This window comes from Cobetia sp. 10Alg 146, from assembly GCF_029846385.1.
Lineage (GTDB): Bacteria > Pseudomonadota > Gammaproteobacteria > Pseudomonadales > Halomonadaceae > Cobetia > Cobetia marina.
In genome coordinates this window covers 250,150-267,407 of sequence record NZ_JARWKT010000005.1, presented here as the reverse complement: position 1 = coordinate 267,407, position 17,258 = coordinate 250,150, and the positions used below count along the sequence as shown (strand labels likewise).

Below are 17,258 nucleotides of genomic sequence, written 5' to 3'. Positions count from 1 at the left end.
CTGCGCGAAGCGCCGGCGTCCCGTCGCCAACCCTCGCAAGGAGAGCCATATGGCCGAGCCATCCGCCTCACGTCGCCCGCGCACGCTGGACCCGGACCGGGTCGCCGAGTGGCTGGCCACGCATCCGGATTTCTTCGAGGGTCGGGAAGGGTTGCTCCAGCAGCTGCGCGTGCCGCACCCCGAAGCACGCGGTGGCAGCGTCTCGCTGCTGGAGCGGCTGGTGCATGACCTGCGCGGACGTACCGAGCAGGCCGAGGCGCGTCTCGAGGAGCTGCTCAATACCGCCCGCGACAATGAAAGCCGCTATCAGCGACTGCGTCAGATCGTGCTGGATCTGATGGATGCCGAATCGGATGATGCCCTCGCGGAGACTCTGGCAACCCGTCTCAGCGAGCTGTTCGACATCGCCGCCGTCTGCCTGTGGCAGCGCGGCGCCGGCCCCGCGACCCAGCCACCGCGTCAGGTGCTCGATGATGCGCGTGCCGAGCAATTCGAGCGCCTGCTCGAAGGCCGCGCCAGCCGTTGTCTGGCGATGCCACGCACGCGCTGGGAAGCCCTGCTGCCGGACCATGACTGGCCGCTGGGGGCGGAGTGCCACGATCTGGTCGAGGCCAGCCAAGCAGATGCCACGCGCGGCTCCGCCGTCATCGTGCGTCTGACCCGTGGCGAATGTCTGGGCTATCTGGTGGTCGCCAGTGCCGAGGCCGAGCAGTTCCGTGCCGGACTCGACACTCTCTTCCCCGAATATCTCGGCGATGTGCTGGCGCGCTGCCTCGGGCGTCATGCGACGAGTCACACGTCAGACTCCGCTGCCTCGCGTGATGATCAGGCCGCGCGATGAGCGCCTCTGACCTCCCGGATGACTCCCTCGACACTGCGAGGCGCCAGGCGCTGACCCGCCCTTGCCAGCAGTTTCTCGCCCATCTTGCCCAGGACAGCAGCGCGGCGACCGTGAGCGCCTATCAGCGCGATCTCGAGGCACTGATCCACTTCATGTTGCGCCCCTCACCGGCCGAGACCACGGTGGATGCCGACACCAGCACCACCGCTCGGTCTCCTGCAGACTGGCAGGCCCTGGATGTGCCGACACTGCGTCGCTTCCTGGGCGCTGAACGCAGTCGTGGGCTCGCCCCCCGTTCACTGGCCCGACGTCGCGCGGCGATCAGTCGTTTCTGTGGCTGGCTGGTCGATCACGGCATTATGGCGCACAACCCGGCGGGCCTGGTACAGACACCGCGCCTGCCGGACCACCTGCCTCGCCCGGTGGACATCGACAGCCTGTCACGCTTTCTCGACTGCCCGCACGACGGCACGCCACTGGCGATCCGCGATCAGGCCATGCTGGAGCTGCTCTACGGCTCGGGGCTGCGACTCTCGGAACTGGTCAGTCTCGACCTCGACATGCTGGAGATACGCCGCCTGCGCGTGCGCGGCAAGGGCAACAAGCCTCGCCAGCTGCCCATCGGCTCGCGGGCGCGTCAGGCGCTGGATGCCTGGCTGAAGGTACGTGGCCAACTCGCGCCTGCTGACGAGACTGCCCTGTTCGTCGGCCAGCGAGGCCAGCGGCTGGGACAACGCGGCGTGCAGCTTCGTCTGGTGACGCAAGCGAAGACACGCGGCCTGCCGGAGCACCTGCACCCCCACCGACTCCGCCATTCCTTCGCCAGCCATCTGCTGGAATCCAGTGGCGATCTGCGCGCCGTGCAGGAGTTGCTGGGCCATGCCCATCTCTCCACGACCCAGGTGTATACCCGACTCGACTGGCAACAGCTGGCCAGCGCCTACGACCAGGCGCACCCCCGTGCACGTCGCCAGCGTGGGCCAGAAGAGGCAACGCCGGCTGACATTGACGCCGCCTCCCCTGCTGATGTTCCGCTCAAGGATGACCCCCTGTGATGCCCGCAACGACGCCTTCGCTGACCGCATTGACCTTCGATCTCGATGACACCCTGTGGGCCAATCGCCCGATCATGGAGCGCGCCGAGACGGAACACTACGCCTGGCTGGACGGTGAGATCGGTCATGCCACTGATTTTCCCCTCGAGGAATATACCCGTCGCCGCATGGCACTCGGGCTGGAACACCCCTTGCGGCGTGGTGACTTCACCTGGCTGCGCCGTGAAGCCATGCGCATCATGCTGCGCGATGCCGGCCATGGCGAAAAGGAGGCCCATCACTGGTCACATGCGGCCGTCGAACGCTTCCTGGCATTGCGCCACGAATTGCAGCCCTTCCCGGAAGCCAGTGAGCTGCTCGACTCACTGGCCCGGCATTACCGCCTCGGCGCCATCACCAATGGCAATGTCGACCTGACACGCCTGGCGCTGGACCATCATTTCGAGTTCAGCATTGCCGCCGGCGAATGGCTGGCGCCCAAGCCGGATGCACGCCCCTTCCTCGCCGCCATGGCACGTCTGGGCAGCCGCCCCTCCACCACGCTGCATGTCGGCGACTCATGGAAGGAGGATGCCCTGCCGGCAGTACGTCTCGGCATGCAGGCGGCATGGATCGACGTGAAGGGGCGTGGCGCGCCGGAGCCGGTTCCCGCCGGAGTCCATGTCATCTCGCATGTCCGGGAGCTTCCGGAACTGTTGCGGCACCTGAATGCATCACGATGAAACGACAGCGCTTCTGACCCTCCAGACCTGACCGTCGGTTACCTGCTGTCACCTAGACTGACGTTCCAGAAAAGCGATACACAAATTAAAACTTGTACAACTTTATGGCGGAGACCATATTTGTTGTACAAGTTTCTCGTGCCTGACGACCCAGCCTTCCACGGGCCTGCTAGGGTCATCCGAGAACTCACGTTCGATGTCGTCGCGACTGGAGAGGACAGCATGAGCACTCAATCATCATCTCGGCGTGTCATCTGCCAGACTTGGCAATATTCCCGCACCATCAGTGACGACGCCGAGTCCCGCGACGCCACCGACATCATCGAGAGATTCCAGCAGGATCCCGGTCCGCTGGCCCTGCCGCATGCCAGTGCCTGGCAGGGAGTGTTGATCGGCACAGGACAGGTCGTGCTCTGCGCCATGCTGATCGTACTGGCGGTCTACAGTGCGCGAACCAGCATGGAAAACGCCACGCGAGGCGTGACCTCGGTACCGGCAGCGATCATCGACATGTCGGGAGGTGATCCACGGGCACGCAGCATGAATGCCCCTGTCGACAGCTCCCAGGGTGGCCACCTGACACGTTTCGAGGTGCGGGCGAGCCAGGCTGCGATGCCGCAGGTCCCTCAGCGACTGCTGTCAGAAAACACCGCTCCCAGCCTGTTCATGTGAGCAGTGATGAACGGTGACAGGCGGTCGGCCACAGGTGACCGACTGCTTGCCAGGACAGAGATCTGGACGCCCCTTAACTGGATGCCCCACAAAAGAGACGCCGGTCACCCAAGGGTGACCGGCGTCTCTTTTTATGCAGCAGCACATGTCATGACACGGACGACTCAGTCGTCGAACGGGTCCTGGGGGGCTTCATCGGCCTCACCCTCCGTGACACCTTCCATCACCGCCGGGTCCGCCAGCCACTCATCGAGCTTGGCGTGCACCTGCTCGACTCCCGAATACTTGAGCGACGAGAACAGCTGCACGGTGACGAGGTCTTCCCACTCCTTGAGGGCGTGCCGTACCTTCTGGAGGCTCGCCGCTGCCGGTCCACGCTTCAGCTTGTCCGCCTTGGTCAGCAGGATATGCACCGGCATCTGTGCCTCATCGGCCCAGCCCAGCATCATCTGGTCGAATTCGGACAGCGGGTGACGCACATCCATCAGCAGCACCAGGCCGCGCAGCGACTGGCGGTTGCGCAGGTAGTTGGACAGATGGGACTGCCACTCACGCTTCACCTTGTCCGGCACCTTGGCATAGCCATAGCCGGGCAGGTCGACCAGATGGCGGCCCGTTTCACCGATGGTGAAATAGTTGATCAGCTGAGTGCGGCCAGGCGTCTTGGAGGTACGCGCCAACGCCTTCTGGGACGTCAGGGCATTGATGGCGCTCGACTTTCCGGCGTTGGAGCGACCGGCAAAGGCCACCTCGGCGCCGACATCCGTCGGGCATTGGGCCAGGGTGGCGGCGCTGATCAAGAAGCGTGCCTGACGATAGTGAAGCTTGGGGGACGGAGTGGCTGACTCGGCCATGAGAATCTGAATACCTGTTGATGGCGGACGTCTCGCCCGCGCGACATCACGTGAGAGCAGAAGAAACGGCCGGTGAAACGGAATAGAGCACCACTGGCGCTGTCAGCTCGACAGGCAGGCGGCAGGCACATTAACGCGCCCTGAAGGGGATTCGCTATACTGCCGAAATGACAAGCATCACGCTCATGATGCGCTAGTGTACCACCCAGCTCTCACGGGCTGCGAGGCGTCTGACGTACTTCTCCTCGGGTGATGCTTGCCACCAGCGCCGGGATGACTCCACTGCGGGATTTGCGCAAACAGGGACCAGTGACATGAACAAGCTGATGAGATCACCGCAGCACCGTGAAGGGCCGCAGAGCTCGAGCTGGGGCGTACTTGCCACGACGATTTTCGCCACCTTGAGCGCCCTGCTGGCGCTCGGCCTCTCGCCCCGCGCTGGCGCAGACGAGATCACCGCGGATGCCAGCGCCGGCCAGGCCAAGGCAGCCGTCTGTGCTGCCTGCCATGGCGCGCAGGGCGTGTCCCCAGCCTCCGCCTTCCCGCACCTCGCCGGACAGCAGGCCCATTATCTGCGCAAGCAGATCACGGATATCCGCGAGGGTCGTCGCGCGGTTCCCCAGATGGCAGGCCTCACCGACACCCTGAGCGATCAGGACATTGCCGATATCGCGGCCTATTATGCCGAGCAACCCGCCAACCGCGGCCAGGCAGAGCCCGACGCCGCGAAAGCAGGTGAGGTGCTGTACCGGGCCGGCTCGCTTGAGCGAGGTATCGCGGCCTGCACCGCCTGCCACGGCCCTCGCGGCGAGGGGATTGATTCAGCAGGCTATCCTGCGCTGGCTGGGCAATTCCCCGCCTACACCATCACCTCGCTGAAGGCCTTTCGTGACGGCACGCGTGACAACGACCCCAATGACATCATGAGCAGCATCGCCGCACGCATGAGTGACAGCGACATGCAGCAGGTCGCCGAGTATCTTCACGGCCTGCGCTGAGGCATCCAGTCAGGCTGATGTCACGTATGACATCTGCGATGGCGACCGGCTCCGGCACGGCGTGGCGTGCTCTGCACGGCAACGTGGTCGAACGGCGTTCATCCAGCGGTCAACCTTGTCACGCTAGGCTGGCCAGACAGTGATCCGCCGTGTCCCGCCCGGCAGTCTCGACAGCGGTGGTGGCTGACACGCATACTCGATGCATCACTAATGTTGCCGGGTCTCATGCCCGGGCATGCCTCAACCCGATGGAGATGTTCCATGAAGTGGAAACCCCTACTGACTCTGGTGGCGGGCCTTGGCCTGTCAGCAAGCGTGTTCGCCGCTGAAGCTGGCAAGGACTATCAGGTACTCGACGAACCGGTGAAGACCGATGCACCGGCCGGCAACGTCGAAGTGGTCGAGGCATTCTGGTATGGCTGCCCGCACTGCTACGCACTGGAATCCAGCCTCGAGCCCTGGGTCGATGGGCTGCCCGGTGACGTGACCTTCCATCGTCTGCCGGCCACCATGGGGCAGGACTGGGTCAAGCACGCCTATGCCTTCTATGCCGCCAAGGATCTGGGCATTCTCGATCAGACCCACAAGGCCTTCTTCGATGCCATCCACAAGGACCACCAGCGTCTCACCGACCCGGAAGACATCGCCGCCTTCTACAGCGACTACGGTGTCAGCGAAGAAGACGCCGAGAAGTCCCTGACCTCCTTCGGCGTGAAGAGCCAGGTCAATCAGGCACACGCACAGATGCGCGCCTACAAGATCATGGGTGTCCCCGCACTGATCGTCGACGGTCGCTATGTCGTCTCTCCGAGCACGGCTGGCTCGCTCAAGAACATGCTCAAGATCACCGATGAGCTGGTCGAGCAGGTGCGTGAAGAGAAGGCTGGCGACAAGGACGCCGCCTGATGGCAGAGGCCGCTGACGACTCCCCAGTGGCCGCCGACGCAGCGGATGATACCGGGCATGGATTGTCGGGTTCGCCGCTGCGTCTGCTGACCTTCAACATGCAGGTCGGTATCCATACCGCGGCGTGGCATCACTATGTCACCCGCGGTTGGCAACATCTGCTGCCACATCCCAAGCGCCACCGCCGCCTGGAACTGATTGCCGGGGCCATCACGCCTTACGACATCGTCGGGCTGCAGGAAGTCGACGGCGGCAGCTTCCGCTCCGGCAACGTCAATCAGGTGGACGCGCTGGCCGAGACGGCTCACTTCCCGCATCGCTATCAGCAGCTCAATCGCAACCTCGGCCGGCTGGCACAGCACAGCAACGGCCTGTTGTCGCGCCTGCCGATCAGCCATCTCGAAGAGCACAGCCTGCCCGGCACCCTGCCGGGACGCGGCGCCATCCATGCTCGCTTCGGCGAGGGGGAGCATGCACTGCATGTCTTCGTCACGCATCTAGCACTTGGCGCGCGAATCCAGCGCAAGCAGCTCGATTATCTCGGAGAGCTGATCGCACCGCTCAAGCACGTCATCGTGATGGGCGACCTGAACTGCACCCTGGCACAACTGCGCCAGCACAAGGGATTCTGCGAGGCGCTCGACTCGCGGCCCAGCAAGGCGATCAACAGCTATCCTGCCTGGCAGCCACGGCGGGGTCTGGACCATATTCTGGCCTCCTCCACCCTGCACATCGAGCACCCCAGCACCCTGTCCCACCTCTTCTCCGACCATCTGCCTCTTGCGGTGGAAGTGCACCTCCCCGTGGCCTGTCAGAAGGCGCTTGGTCTGGCCTGACACGCCCTCACCTCAATTCTCAGTCCTCTCACGGGTGCCTGGATATCACCCTCGATATCCGCCGGGACCCGCCTGTCCGTCACCTTGATTGCCACCTTCCCGTTCCCGTCCTGTATGGATTTTTCAATCCAAGTGACTGAATCGAAAGATATATCTCGCCTGTCAGACCAATGATCCATTTGTCACTGGCCAGCCACTCGCTACTCTTGGCCTGTCCGAGGGCGTGGATTAATCGTGAAAGCAACGCTGATGACTGCCGAGAGCCTGCATGGCCTCACTGGTATCTGCCATCCACCAGCGTGGAATAGCGTTGTCTGAAACGACGATTGCCGGATTGCCGACGTCTCATCAAAGCTACAACATGAGCAAAGCCTGAACTGATGTGACGATCGTCAGCGTGCACACGAGATCGCCCCGACTACGATGACGGCACACGCAACGCCAGACTCGGCAACAACAACGCCAACAAATATCACCTGCTACCCGCAGGCCAAGGGGATTCCATGTCTGCCACTGCCTCTACCCCCGGCTGGCTCACAGGGCTCGACCGCATGACCGAAGGGCTGGGACGCTGCGTGTCCTGGCTGGTCGTCATCATGATGCTGGTCGAATTCGCCATCGTGATGCTGCGCTACGCCTTCAACATCAACAGCATTCCGATGCAGGAATCCGTGATGTACATGCACGCGACCGTCTTCCTGCTCGCTGCCAGCTACACGCTCAAGCATGACAACCATGTCCGCGTGGATATCTTCTACCAGCGCATGTCCCATCGCGGGAAGTCGTGGATCGACCTCGGCGGCACCCTGTTCCTGCTGTTCCCGGTGATGATCTTCATCCTGCTCTCGAGCCTGGGTTATGTCGGCGACTCGTGGAGCATCAAGGAAGCCTCCCCCGAATCCGGTGGCCTGCCTGGCGTCTATCTGCTCAAGAGCCTGATCCCCGCGGTCGCCATCCTGATGATGCTGCAAGGTGTCGCTGAAGCTGGTCGCCACCTCCTGTTCCTGTGCGGGCGGCTGCCGTCGCCGCATGCGAGCGATGACACCCCTGATCACGATGAGGAGCTGGTGTAATGCTCGAGATCATGCCGCTGCTGCTGTTCGTGTGTATCTGTGTCGTTCTCATGCTGGGCTATCCGGTGGCGCTGTCGCTTGCCGGTACCGCGCTGGCCTTCGCCGGGCTCGGCATGGGGCTGGACGCGCTGGGCATTACCCAGGGCGTATTCGATGCCAGCTTCCTGTCGGCGATGCCCAATCGCCTCTACGGCACCATGACCAATCAGACGTTGCTGGCCGTGCCATTGTTCGTGTTGATGGGCGTGCTGCTGGAAAAGTCGAAGGTCGCCGAGACGCTGCTCGACGCCATGGCATTGATGTTCGGCTCACTGCGTGGCGGCCTGGGCATCTCCGTGACCATCGTCGGCATGTTGCTGGCGGCCTCCACCGGTATCGTCGGCGCGACCGTCGTGACCATGGGCCTGCTGTCACTGCCCACCATGCTCAAGCGTGGCTATGACCCGTCGCTCGCCACTGGCGCCATCTGTGCCACCGGCACCCTGGGACAGATCATTCCGCCGTCCATCGCACTCGTTCTGCTGGGCGACGTGCTGTCTTCCGCCTATCAGCAGGCGCAATTGTCGATGGGCATCTGGAGCCCGAAGACCGTCTCGGTGGGCGACCTGTTCATCGGCGCCCTGGTGCCGGGCCTGATTCTGGTGGTCGCCTATATCGTCTACATCGCCATCATCGCCTGGCTCAAGCCCGAGAAGGCGCCGGCCGTGGACCGTGACGCGCTGATGAAGGAGCTGGGCCACACCGGTGGCATCGGCTGGCTGCTCCTCAAGGGACTGGTGCCGCCGATCGTGCTGATCGTCTGCGTGCTGGGCTCGATTCTCGGCGGACTGGCCACGCCGACAGAAGCCTCCGCCGTGGGTGCCTTCGGCGCGCTGATGCTGGCCGTCGCCAACCGCAAGCTGAGCTTCAAGACGCTGACGGAAGTCGTGCGCTCCACCACCAACGTCACCACGATGGTCTTCCTGATCCTGATCGGTGCGGCGCTGTTCTCGCTGGTGTTCCGTGGTTTCGGCGGCGAAGAGGTCGTCACCGAGATCTTCGAGAACATGCCCGGTGGCGTCATCGGTGCCACCCTGGTGGTGATGCTGGTGATCTTCCTGCTCGGCTTCATCCTCGACTTCATCGAGATCACCTTCGTGGTGGTGCCGATCGTCGGCCCGGTGCTGCTGGCCATGGGCCTCGACCCGATCTGGCTGGGCATCATGATCGCCATCAACCTGCAGACTTCCTTCCTGACGCCGCCCTTCGGTTTCGCGCTGTTCTATCTGCGCGGCGTCGCGCCCAAGGAAGTCAGCACCAAGCAGATCTACAAGGGCGTCATTCCGTTCATCCTGATCCAGCTGTGCATGCTGGGGGCGCTGGCCGCCTTCCCGGGCCTGGCCACCTGGCTGCCGGCCCAGTTCTAGGCCACGACTGACGAGACAGTACAAGAACAGAACACGGACAGAACAAATACAGAGCAGCAACTGAATTGGCGGGGCTCGCCCCGCCAGCTGATGGGAGAGCCGCCAGTCGGCTCATGCAGATGCACGGGAGCCGTTCGCGGCCCACCTCTTGCCCAGCGCCGGTCCCTGACCGGTGCACAACAACAATCGGGCACTTCAAGGAGCATGCCATGCAACTCAACAAACTCGCCTTCGGCATCGCCGTCGGCACCATGACCGCCATGGGCACCCTGCCGGCCATCGCCAATGCCGCGGATACCTACACCTGGAAGATGGTCACCTCGTGGCCGAAGAACTTCCCGGGCGTAGGCCAGGGTCCCGAGCGCCTCGCGCGTCTCGTCGATGAGATGTCTGATGGACGCCTCAAGATCAAGGTCTACGGCGCCGGACAGCTGGTGCCGGGCTTCGAGGTGCTCGATACCGTCTCTTCCGGTACGGCGCAGATCGGCCACTCGGCCTCCTACTACTGGAAAGGCAAGGCGCCGGAAGCCCAGTTCTTCGCCGCCGTCCCCTTCGGCATGACCGCACAGGAAATGAACGCCTGGCTGCATTACGGCGGGGGTCTGGAGCTCTGGAACGAGGTCTATGACAAGTTCGGTGTCGAAGTCATGGCCGGTGGTGCCTCGGGCGTGCAGATGGGCGGCTGGTTCAACAAGGAGATCAACTCGGTTGCCGATCTCGACGGCCTGAAGATGCGCATGCCGGGGCTGGGTGGCGATGTCATGCAGCAGATGGGCGTGGCGACCGTCAGCATGCCGGGCGGCGAGATCTTCACCTCGCTGCAGTCCGGTGCCATCGATGCCACCGAATGGATCGGGCCGTACAACGACCTGGCCTTCGGTCTCTATCAGGCCGCCAAGTACTACTACTATCCGGGCTGGCACGAGCCGACCGTCACCTTCGAGGCCATCGTCAATGACGACGCCATGGCCGAGCTGCCCAAGGACCTGCAGGCCATCCTGCGCTCCGCGGTACGTGACGTGAACCAGGACATGCTCGACGAGTACACCGCGCGCAACAACGATGCCCTCGAGACACTGCTCAACGAGCACAAGGTCGAGCTGCGTCGCTATCCGCAGGACGTGCTCGACAAGGCACGTGAACTGTCAGGCGAAGTGGTCAAGAAGCTTGGCGACTCCAATGAGCTGGCAGGCCGCATCTACGAGTCCTACACCACCTTCGAAGGCAAGGTCGAGAAGTGGCACGAAGTCTCCGAACAGGCCTTCCTGAACGCCCGTAATCCGGAAGGCATTCAGTAACGAGTCCCTGCTTTACCTGCGCCGCTCTCCCGCGCGAGACGGCGCAGGCCTGTCATCCAATGCTTGCGGCCGCTCCCATGGGAGCGGCTTTTTTGGGTCTACGCGATCAGCTCTCGAGCAGGAAGGTCACCGGCCCGTCATTGAGCAGCGAGACCTGCATGTTGGCCCCGAAGCGTCCGGTCTCGATTCCCACGCCAAGCTCCTCCCCGCGTTCACGCGCCTTGTCGACCAGATACGCGAACAACCGCTCGCCTTCCGCCGGCGGCGCTGCCGAGGAGAAACTGGGACGCATGCCACTGCCGGTGTCCGCCGCCAGCGTGAACTGCGAGACCAGCAGCAGACTGCCACCCGCCTGCTGGACGTTGAGATTCATCTTGTCGTTCTCGTCGCCAAAGACACGGTAGTGCAGCAGCTTGTGCAGCAGCTTGTCGACGCGCGCCTCATCATCGCCCTTCTCGACCCCCACCAGCACCAGCAGACCGCCCGCGATGGCGCCGACCGTCTCGTTCTCCACCACGACCTGTGCCTGGGTGACGCGCTGGATCAATGCTCGCATGCCACTTGCTCCTTCAAGAGATGAATGATGATGAGCAGGAGCATACCAGACGCGAACGCCCCGCAGGCCGAGTCTGCGGGGCGTTCGTGATGCGCATGTCCAACGAGCCGTATCGGTGGCTAGCTGGCCAGGCCGGGCAGGAAGAGCGCGATCTGCGGGAACAGCATCAGCAGCACAGTCGCCAGCAACAGCAGGGCAATGAAGGGTGGCGTGCCACGGATGACCTCCATGTAAGGCTTCCGGAACACCGCCACCGCCGTGAAGATGTCACAGCCGAAGGGTGGCGTCGCCGAACCGATCGCCGCCTGCAGGGTGACGAGGGTACCGACCAGCACCGGGTCCAGTCCGGCGGCATCGACGGCCGGGGCAAATACCGGCGCCAGAATCAGGATCACCACGATGGGATCGACGAACATGCAACCGACGAAATAGGCCACCGCGATCACCGCCAGCAGCGCCAGGGCGTGTTCTGACAGGTACGGGATGTACCCGCCGAGAATGGCATCCGGGATCTTGGCGAACGAGATCATCCACGAGAAGCCGGCGCCCGCCGCCACCAGAATGAATACCACCGCGGTGATCAGACCGGTGGAGAAGGCCACGCCGGGCAGGTCCTTGAGCGTGACGCCACGGTAGATGAGCATCTCGAGAATCAGCGCATAGATCACCGAGACCGTGGCGGCCTCCGTCGGCGAGAACATTCCCGAGTAGATGCCGCCGATGATGATCACCGGGAAGCCGGCGGGCAGACTGGCGCGCTTCAATGCCTTGAGGCGCGCAGGCCAGTCCGCCTTGGGCTGCGGCGCGATGCCCAGCTTCCACGACTTCCACATGCAGTAGAGCGAGAACAGCACCAGGATCATCAGCCCCGGACCGATACCGGCGATGAACAGATCCCCCACCGAGGTACCGGTCGCGACGCCATAGATGATCATGCCGATGGACGGCGGAATCAGCAGCGCGATGTCAGAGGCATTGATGATCAACGCGATGGTGAACTTGTCGCTGTAGCCGGCTTCCAGCAGCCGCGGGCGCAGCGGGCGCCCCATCGCGACCACTGTGGCCTGGGTGGAGCCGGACACCGCGCCGAACAGGGTACAGCCCAGCGCGGTGGTCACCGGCAGACCGCCACGCCAGTGGCCGACGAAACGCTCGACCACATCCAGCAGACGCTGGGCGGTGGAGCCCTTGAGCATGATATCGGCCGCCAGAATGAACATGGGGACCGCCGTCAGTACCACCGGCTGCAGGCCACCGATCATCTGCTGGATCACCAGCTCTGGCTTGAGAAAAGGGAAATCGCTGAACAACAAGAAGAAGGTGCCGACACTCAATGGCACCATCATGGGTACCCCAAGCAACAGCAGCCCCACCATCACGAGCAGAATCCACATCGCAGCTTCCGTCCCTGGGTCAATGTAGTGTGATCAATCACGAGCCCTGCAACACGCATCAGCCAAGGCATCTCTTGCCTTCACTCCCGCGCCACAGGCTCGCATCCGAAGTGGAAGAGACGTGCTAGAGCGCACCGCTGCCGTCGACTTCCTCGTTCTCGTCTATCTCCGCCGTACGCCACGACAGCCAGGCACCTTGTGCCAGCAGATTGCGCAGAATCGCCATCAGATACTGGAGGGCGCCCAGCGCCAGCCCCAGCGGGACCACGGCATAGAGTGCCGCCAGCGACCAGCGCAGCGACGGCGTGACACGCCCTGACCTGGCCAGGCTCTGCAGATAATCCACCGCCAGCCAGGCCAGGTAGGCCAGCAGCGCACAGGTGATGACCTGTCCGGCGATCAACAGCACCTTGCGCAACCACGGCGGCATGAAGTCCAGCAGTGCCGTCACGCGGATATGGCGTCCGGCGCGCGCGCCGTAGCTGATGCCGAGAAAGGTCAGCCACAGCTGCAGGATCTGCATCAGCTCTTCGGTGAACGGCAGGCTGTAGTTGAAGACGTTGCGCCCGATCACATTGGCGATACTGGCCGTCGCCATGCCCAGCACGCACAGCGCGATCAGCCAGCGCTCGACGTGTGCCAGGCCCTGATCACCGCGTTCGAATATCGCCGCCAGGCGGCGCAGCGGTGCAGGCAGATGTGCGAGGGGATCCTGAGCGCCTTGTGCCTCGGCCGGGGTGGGCCGGGTCTCATCAGCGGGGGGAGACTTGGAGGGGGGCGAATTCATGAAGCGGCTTCCTGTTGATGTGGCTTCCTGCCAGGCAGGCTTTCTGTCAGGCGACGCAAGCACAGCGATTTGCGCCACGCCGTCTGAATTTGCCAGTACGATCCATTGAAATTTTCCGAGACACCGCCGTGATTTTCACTTTGGTGAGTCATGATCTAGCTTTATTGACGGTGCCCTTTATTAGCGACACTACGAACCAGCACGCGGACTGCCTCTACCGAGCCATCTGGCAGGGCATGCCACCGACCCGGAGCAGGAGTCATCGAGTACCAGAATCTCATGCGGACAGGCTCAGCCTATTCATAATAAATTCTAATCACACTATCCGATTTGGTAATTTTTTTATTATATTAAGAATGGCAATATTATCTAAATGATGCAAGTTGCACGCCGGGTTCGCCCCATACCACCCGGCGCTGATGGAAATCACACAAGGAGAACAAGATGACGATGCAATGGAACCCGTCACCCGAGCAGAATCGCGAGACGCCCAGAACTCCTGTTCACCTTTCTCGTCTTGCCGCGCTCCTCAAGGGAGGCGCCCTCACGGCCGGCCTCGGCATGGCGGCACTGGCCTCCGCGGGCGTACAGGCTGACACCTGGCGTTTCGCACTGGAGGAAGTCTCCGGCAGCGTGCAGGATGCCTACGCTCAGGAATTCAAGAAACGCATCGAAGAGGCCTCCGGCGGTGACATCGATGTCGAGATCTACCCCTACGGCGCGCTGGGTACCTCCTCACAGCTCACCGAACTGGTGCAGAGCGACGCCATCCAGCTGACCTTTGCGTCACCGGGTCACCTGGCCTCGGTGATTCCTGAATCAGGCGTCTTCACGCTGCACTTCCTGTTCTCCGACGACAACGCCGTCAATGAAGAGGTGCTCGGCAACTCCAAGGCCATCGACATGCTGTCCGAGGCCTACACCGAGCAGAACCTTCAGCTGCTGGGCGTGATTCCGGAAGGCTGGATGGTCTGGACCGGCAACCGTGACATCGAGACGCCTGAGGACATGAAAGGCTTCAAGATTCGCACCATGACGTCACCGATTCTGGTGGAGAGCTATCGCGCCTATGGCGCCAACCCGACGCCGCTGCCGTATTCGGAAGTCTATTCCGGCCTGCAGCTGGGGCAGATAGACGGCCAGGTGAACCCGGTGTTCGCCATTCAGGAAATGAGCTTCTATGAAGTTCAGGACTACATGATCCAGGCCAAGCAGGCGCAGTTCATCACCACGCTGGTGGCCTCCAGCGATTTCTATTCCGGTCTGGATGACGAGCAGCAGCAGATGCTCGACAAGGTCACCAACGAGATGCGCCCGTATATCTTCGAGAAGCAGGAAGAGTACAACGCGGACCGTCTCGAGAAGATCAAGCAGGACAGCGACATCAAGATCATCACGCTGAACGACGAGCAGCGTGAAGCCTTCCGTCCGGTCGGCGAGAAAGGCTGGGAGGTCTTCCGGGAGCAGGCCGGCGAGCGCGGCAGCAAGATCCTCGACACGCTGCAGGCCGACATCAAGGCGGCAGAAGCCAAGTAAGCCGCAGCATTGGCCAGCGAGTTGCCACGGGAGACCTTCCTGACGGCAACGATGGCCGTGTCAGATGACAAGACGCCCCTGCCGGGTAACCGGCAGGGGCGTCTTGATGAGGCAGGGCTCGCCATGGGCGCGAGCCGCCCGGAAGTTCAGAGGCTGACGGCTAACGCCCCAGCAGTTGTGAACGAAAGTCGTCGCGCGCGGGGGAGTCGCCAAGCCAGATCGCGAACACCCCGTTGGCCAATGCCAGCGAAGCGCTCTCGAAGAGCAAGGTATCGTTGAGCGCCAGCGTCAGCCGTCCCTTGCCACCCTCCTCTGCCTGCCATTCCAGCGCATAGCGATCTCCCGGCGACACGTCCCGATAGGCTGCATTGAAGCGCGACAGCTCCGCCTCGATCGCCGCGAAATTCGCTTCGGAAAGATTCTGGCGCACGCCCCTGGTGGTCGCCTTGGCGAAGTCAGCCGCCTCGATGGCATGGAAATACTCCAGCACCAGACGTCGCGAGACATCGCTGAGTGGTGCAGGCCGCGGCCGCCGGGCATCCTGATAATAGCCACCGACGTAGGCGTCCCATACCAGATAGGTAAACAGCCCGGTACCGATCAGCTCAAGCGGCTGGCCGCCTTGCGTCTCGGCCTGATCCGCGAAGGTCACTCCCTGTATCTCGGCGGCAAACGCCCAGGAGGGAAGCATGGCAAGCACTCCAGCCATCAGGCTGGTGCGCAACCACCGAGACGAGAAAGCCCTTGGCAAGGGCAGGCGAATCCGGGAGCGGGACATGGCATCGACTCTTCAAGGAAGTGACAGGGAGGCGTTCCTCTCACGCGCGAGGGGTCAGCTCAGGCTCTCGCGACGCACGGTCTCACCAGAGTGCGTGAAAGTGGTGCACGGGGCCACGCCCCTTGCCGACATTCAGCTGATCCGAGGCACGCAGCGCCCCCAGCAGCCATTCCCGCGATTCCTCCACGGCTCTCGTCAGTGACAGCCCCTGCGCCAGGCGCGCCGTGATCGCCGAGGACATCGAGCAGCCGGTGCCGTGCAGGTTGTCGGTCTCGATCCGTGGCGCGCACAGCCATTGCTCACCGGCATCACTGACCAGCAGGTCATCGCAGGCCTGGCCCTCCAGTGCGCCCCCCTTGATCAGAACAGCATTGGCACCGCGTGCGCGCAACTCACGCGCGACCTGAGGCATGTCCTCCCGCCCGATCAGACGGCGCTCGCCCAGCAGCACCGCCGCTTCATGCAGGTTGGGCGTGATGATGTCCGCCAATGGCACCAGATGCTCTGCCACCGCCTGGATGGCCGCGTCATTGACCAGCGCATCGCCGCTCTTGGCCACCAGCACCGGGTCGAGCACGATCCAGCGCGGGCGACGCTGACGGAGCCTGTCCGCCAGCAGCTCCACGACGGCCGGGTCCGCGACCATGCCGATCTTGATGGCGATGATATCGAGATCATCCAGCACGGCATCCAGCTGTGCTCCGATGAAGGCGCACGACACCGGCTCGACGCTGCGCACGCCACAGGTATTCTGGGCGGTCAGTGCCGTGATCACGCTGGCTCCATACGCCCCCAGCGCGGAGAATGTCTTGAGATCCGCCTGAATGCCGGCCCCGCCCGATGGGTCTGAGCCGGCAATCGTCAGGACGCACGGAATATGCATGCACGAGACTCCCGGAAAATGACATGAATTTGCCAACAGCATACCCGAGCGGCGAGGGGAAGAAAGCCACCCAGCTGCCTCACCCTCGGCTCGGCCCCTGCGGATCAGGAAAATCGCGGCATGGATGACGTGGTCGCCCTGCTGTCGCTGGGCCTGATAGCACTGGCCAGCGCCACGCTGCTGCCGGGCGGGTCGGAAGCCGCATTGGCGGGGCTGTGGTGCGAGGGGGTCGCCCCATGGGCGCTATGGCTTGCCGCAACGCTTGGCAACACGCTGGGCAGCCTGATCAATGTCGCCCTGGGACGCGGTGCACGGCGTCTGCGGACTCGTCGCTGGTTCCCGGTCTCGCGGCGAGCGCTGGCGCGCGGCACGCTGTGGTATCGCCGCATCGGTGCCTGGAGCCTGCTGCTCAGCTGGGCACCCGTGATCGGTGACCCCTTGACGGTGCTGGCAGGCGTCTTCCGCCTGCCCTGGTGGAAGAGCGTGCTGTTGATCCTGGTCGCCAAGGGCGGCCGCTACGCCCTGCTGCTGGTGATCGCGGACCACTGGCTGACCCCCTGGTGTACGTGAATCACCCGTCAGGCCACGCGCACAGGCCGCCCATGCACGAGCCACAGGAGCCACAGGAGCCACAGGAGCGTGCTATGCTGACAGCTGCTATGC

At 63.3% G+C, this 17,258-nt stretch carries 18 protein-coding genes; 12 read left to right on the top strand and 6 right to left on the bottom strand.

All coding sequences use genetic code 11. From position 1 onward, the window contains the following. Positions 1–49 precede the first annotated feature (49 nt). The 4 genes from QD172_RS11250 to QD172_RS11235 all read left to right on the top strand — a co-directional run bounded on the left by QD172_RS11250 (position 50) and on the right by QD172_RS11235 (position 3,290). Positions 50–841: a DUF484 family protein gene (locus QD172_RS11250; protein WP_077379546.1), complete on the top strand. Its 792-nt coding sequence runs from the start codon at positions 50–52 to the stop codon at positions 839–841. Continuing rightward, entirely contained in the window at positions 838–1,896 is a 1,059-nt protein-coding gene (locus QD172_RS11245) for a tyrosine recombinase XerC (protein ID WP_279855787.1), read from the top strand. Before QD172_RS11250 ends, QD172_RS11245 begins: the two co-directional genes overlap by 4 nt. Further along, entirely contained in the window at positions 1,896–2,618 is a 723-nt protein-coding gene (locus tag QD172_RS11240; RefSeq protein WP_077379550.1) for an HAD family hydrolase, read from the top strand. The genes QD172_RS11245 and QD172_RS11240 overlap by 1 nt, the downstream gene beginning before the upstream one ends. Positions 2,619–2,840: 222 nt before the next feature. Then, complete coding sequence (locus QD172_RS11235) at positions 2,841–3,290, top strand: hypothetical protein (RefSeq protein WP_279855786.1); 450 nt, start codon at positions 2,841–2,843, stop codon at positions 3,288–3,290. Between the two features lie 164 nt (positions 3,291–3,454). Here the strand turns inward: QD172_RS11235 and yihA are convergent, their stop codons facing one another. Then, positions 3,455–4,144, bottom strand: coding sequence for a ribosome biogenesis GTP-binding protein YihA/YsxC (yihA, locus tag QD172_RS11230; RefSeq protein WP_077379554.1), 690 nt, complete (start codon positions 4,142–4,144; stop codon positions 3,455–3,457). Positions 4,145–4,458: 314 nt separating this feature from the next. On the opposite strand from yihA, the gene QD172_RS11225 reads away from it, so the two are divergent. From QD172_RS11225 to QD172_RS11200, 6 genes are all read left to right on the top strand, one after another. After that, positions 4,459–5,142: a c-type cytochrome gene (locus QD172_RS11225; protein WP_255304480.1), complete on the top strand. Its 684-nt coding sequence runs from the start codon at positions 4,459–4,461 to the stop codon at positions 5,140–5,142. 261 nt (positions 5,143–5,403) lie between these two features. After that, positions 5,404–6,048 (top strand): thiol:disulfide interchange protein DsbA/DsbL, encoded by a 645-nt coding sequence (locus QD172_RS11220; RefSeq protein WP_279855785.1) that lies wholly within the window; start codon positions 5,404–5,406, stop codon positions 6,046–6,048. Between the two features lie 98 nt (positions 6,049–6,146). Then, complete coding sequence (locus QD172_RS11215) at positions 6,147–6,884, top strand: endonuclease/exonuclease/phosphatase family protein (protein WP_240499767.1); 738 nt, start codon at positions 6,147–6,149, stop codon at positions 6,882–6,884. Positions 6,885–7,387: 503 nt separating this feature from the next. Beyond that, positions 7,388–7,957, top strand: coding sequence for a TRAP transporter small permease subunit (locus QD172_RS11210; protein WP_084209503.1), 570 nt, complete (start codon positions 7,388–7,390; stop codon positions 7,955–7,957). Next, positions 7,957–9,363, top strand: a complete 1,407-nt coding sequence (locus tag QD172_RS11205) for a TRAP transporter large permease subunit (RefSeq protein ID WP_077379560.1) — start codon at positions 7,957–7,959, stop codon at positions 9,361–9,363. The genes QD172_RS11210 and QD172_RS11205 overlap by 1 nt, the downstream gene beginning before the upstream one ends. A gap of 251 nt (positions 9,364–9,614) precedes the next feature. Beyond that, positions 9,615–10,661, top strand: a complete 1,047-nt coding sequence (locus QD172_RS11200; RefSeq protein ID WP_240499768.1) for a TRAP transporter substrate-binding protein — start codon at positions 9,615–9,617, stop codon at positions 10,659–10,661. Positions 10,662–10,767: 106 nt separating this feature from the next. Here the strand turns inward: QD172_RS11200 and dtd are convergent, their stop codons facing one another. The 3 genes from dtd to QD172_RS11185 all read right to left on the bottom strand — a co-directional run bounded on the left by dtd (position 10,768) and on the right by QD172_RS11185 (position 13,398). After that, positions 10,768–11,217: a D-aminoacyl-tRNA deacylase gene (gene dtd, locus QD172_RS11195; RefSeq protein WP_279855783.1), complete on the bottom strand. Its 450-nt coding sequence runs from the start codon at positions 11,215–11,217 to the stop codon at positions 10,768–10,770. Positions 11,218–11,336: 119 nt separating this feature from the next. Beyond that, positions 11,337–12,611 carry a TRAP transporter large permease gene (locus tag QD172_RS11190; RefSeq protein WP_077379566.1) on the bottom strand — a complete coding sequence of 425 codons (1,275 nt, stop codon included), beginning with the start codon at positions 12,609–12,611 and terminating at the stop codon, positions 11,337–11,339. Between the two features lie 124 nt (positions 12,612–12,735). Next, positions 12,736–13,398 carry a TRAP transporter small permease gene (locus QD172_RS11185; RefSeq protein WP_077379568.1) on the bottom strand — a complete coding sequence of 221 codons (663 nt, stop codon included), beginning with the start codon at positions 13,396–13,398 and terminating at the stop codon, positions 12,736–12,738. Positions 13,399–13,842: 444 nt separating this feature from the next. On the opposite strand from QD172_RS11185, the gene dctP reads away from it, so the two are divergent. Beyond that, positions 13,843–14,934: a TRAP transporter substrate-binding protein DctP gene (gene dctP, locus QD172_RS11180; RefSeq protein WP_217493015.1), complete on the top strand. Its 1,092-nt coding sequence runs from the start codon at positions 13,843–13,845 to the stop codon at positions 14,932–14,934. 160 nt (positions 14,935–15,094) lie between these two features. On the opposite strand, the gene QD172_RS11175 is transcribed toward dctP, so the two are convergent. Beyond that, a complete protein-coding gene (locus tag QD172_RS11175; RefSeq protein WP_258038368.1) occupies positions 15,095–15,625 on the bottom strand; it encodes a chalcone isomerase family protein in 531 nt (176 codons plus the stop codon). Positions 15,626–15,794: 169 nt separating this feature from the next. Beyond that, the gene (gene thiD, locus QD172_RS11170) at positions 15,795–16,595 is read right to left on the bottom strand and encodes a bifunctional hydroxymethylpyrimidine kinase/phosphomethylpyrimidine kinase (RefSeq protein WP_077379570.1); all 801 of its coding nucleotides are present in this window, start codon (positions 16,593–16,595) and stop codon (positions 15,795–15,797) included. Between the two features lie 138 nt (positions 16,596–16,733). On the opposite strand from thiD, the gene QD172_RS11165 reads away from it, so the two are divergent. After that, the gene (locus QD172_RS11165; protein WP_136939553.1) at positions 16,734–17,165 is read left to right on the top strand and encodes a YqaA family protein; all 432 of its coding nucleotides are present in this window, start codon (positions 16,734–16,736) and stop codon (positions 17,163–17,165) included. Positions 17,166–17,258 lie beyond the last annotated feature (93 nt).